Annotated in this window: 3 protein-coding genes; all 3 read left to right on the forward strand. The window is 63.6% G+C overall.

Annotated features, from left to right (window positions below):
• Positions 1 to 376: succinate dehydrogenase, cytochrome b556 subunit (gene sdhC, locus IPF36_RS17765; RefSeq protein ID WP_195429343.1), on the forward strand; the 376-nt coding region annotated here is incomplete at its 5' end.
• Positions 377 to 387: 11 nt separating this feature from the next.
• The gene (gene sdhD, locus IPF36_RS17770; protein WP_135705164.1) at positions 388 to 753 is read left to right on the forward strand and encodes a succinate dehydrogenase, hydrophobic membrane anchor protein; all 366 of its coding nucleotides are present in this window, start codon (positions 388 to 390) and stop codon (positions 751 to 753) included.
• 3 nt (positions 754 to 756) lie between these two features.
• Positions 757 to 2,192, forward strand: a 1,436-nt coding sequence (sdhA, locus tag IPF36_RS17775) for a succinate dehydrogenase flavoprotein subunit (RefSeq protein ID WP_195429345.1), incomplete at its 3' end; no start/stop codon positions are given.

The raw sequence follows: 2,192 nt of genomic DNA on the forward strand, positions 1-2,192 counted from the left end.
CCGGAATATCGGTATCTCGCAGATCGCGAAATACCGGTTGCCCTGGGCCGGCAAGGTATCCATCCTGCATCGCGTGAGCGGTGCCTTGATGTTCCTCCTCCTTCCCTTCGTCCTGTACCTGTTCGAGCAGAGCATTACCTCCGAACTGAGCTTCGCAAAGTTCTCGGCCCTGTTGTCCGGCGGCTTTGTCAAGCTGGTTGTGCTGGCCCTGATCTGGGGTTATCTGCATCATTTCTGCGCCGGTATCCGCTTTCTGCTGCTGGATGTGCACGTTGGTGTTTCCAAGCCCGCCTCGGCCAAGTCTGCCATCGGCGTGCTGGTTGTCAGCCTGCTGCTTACCCTGATTTTCGGCCTGAAGCTGTTCGGCCTGTTCTGAGGAGAATCACGGTGGCAAACAACAATATCGGTCCCAAGCGCCTGGTCGTCGGCGCCCATTACGGCCTGAAAGACTGGCTCGCGCAACGCGTCACGGCCGTGATCATGGTGGTGTTCACCGTGGTGCTGGCCATTGCCTTCCTGCTGTCGAACGGCGCTTCGTACGAAGCGTGGGCAGGGCTCTTCGCCAACCAGTGGATGAAGATCATCACGTTCCTGACCATCCTGTCGCTGCTGTATCACGCCTGGATCGGCGTGCGCGACATCTGGATGGACTATGTGAAGCCGATGGCAGTGCGCCTGGTGCTGCAAGTTCTTACGATTCTGTGGCTCGTCGGTTGCGCGGGCTACGCTGCTCAGATTCTCTGGAGGGTGTAATAAATGGTCGCAGTCAAGACTGGATTGCCGCGTCGCCGCTTTGACGTGGTCATCGTCGGTGCTGGCGGCGCCGGGATGCGCGCATCCCTCCAGCTCGCGGAAGCCGGCCTGAACGTGGCCGTGCTGTCCAAGGTGTTCCCGACCCGCTCGCACACCGTGGCGGCGCAGGGCGGCATCGGTGCTTCGCTGGGCAACATGAGCGAAGACAACTGGCACTATCACTTCTACGACACCATCAAGGGCTCGGACTGGCTGGGCGACCAGGACGCGATCGAGTTCATGTGCCGGGAAGCGCCGAAGGTCGTGTACGAACTCGAGCACTTCGGCATGCCGTTCGACCGCAACCCGGACGGCACGATTTACCAGCGCCCGTTCGGCGGCCACACCGCCAACTACGGCGAGAAGCCGGTGCAGCGCGCCTGCGCCGCGGCGGACCGTACCGGCCACGCGCTGCTGCATACGCTGTACCAGCGCAACGTGCGCGCCAAGACCCACTTCTTCGTCGAGTGGATGGCGCTGGACCTGATCCGCGACCAGGACGGCGACGTGCTGGGCGTGACCGCGCTGGAAATGGAAACCGGCGAGGTCTACATCCTCGAAGCCAAGACCACGCTGTTCGCGACCGGCGGTGCCGGCCGTATCTACGCTGCGTCGACCAACGCCTTCATCAACACCGGTGACGGCCTGGGCATGGCCGCACGCGCGGGCGTGCCGCTGGAAGACATGGAGTTCTGGCAGTTCCACCCGACCGGCGTGGCCGGCGCGGGCGTGCTGATCACCGAAGGCGTGCGCGGCGAAGGCGGGATCCTGCGCAACAAGGACGGCGAGCGTTTCATGGAACGCTATGCGCCGACGCTGAAGGACCTGGCGCCGCGCGACTTCGTCTCGCGCTCGATGGACCAGGAAATCAAGGAAGGCCGCGGCTGCGGCCCGAACGGCGACTACGTGCTGCTCGACCTGACCCACGTCGGCGCCGAGACCATCATGAAGCGCCTGCCGTCGATCCGCGAAATCGGCATGAAGTTCGCCAACGTCGACGCGATCAAGGAACCGATCCCGGTGGTCCCGACCATCCACTACCAGATGGGCGGCATCCCGACGAACTACCACGGCCAGGTCGTGGTGCCGAAGAACGGCAACCCGAACGAGGTCGTCAACGGCTTCTACGCGATCGGCGAATGCTCGTGCGTGTCGGTGCACGGCGCCAACCGCCTGGGCACCAACTCGCTGCTCGACCTGGTGGTGTTCGGCCGTGCCGCCGGCAACCACATCATCGCGCAGAACCTGAAGCAGAAGGAACACAAGCCGCTGCCGGCCGACGCCGCTGACCTCGCGATGTCGCGCCTGGCCAAGCTGCAGGCCACGTCGTCGGGTGAATACACGCAGGACGTCGCCAACGACATCCGCAAGAACATGCAGTCGCATGCCGGCGTGTTCCG

Origin of the sequence: Cupriavidus sp. IK-TO18, from assembly GCF_015549295.1 — a bacterium.
Taxonomy (GTDB): Bacteria; Pseudomonadota; Gammaproteobacteria; order Burkholderiales; family Burkholderiaceae; genus Cupriavidus; species Cupriavidus oxalaticus_A.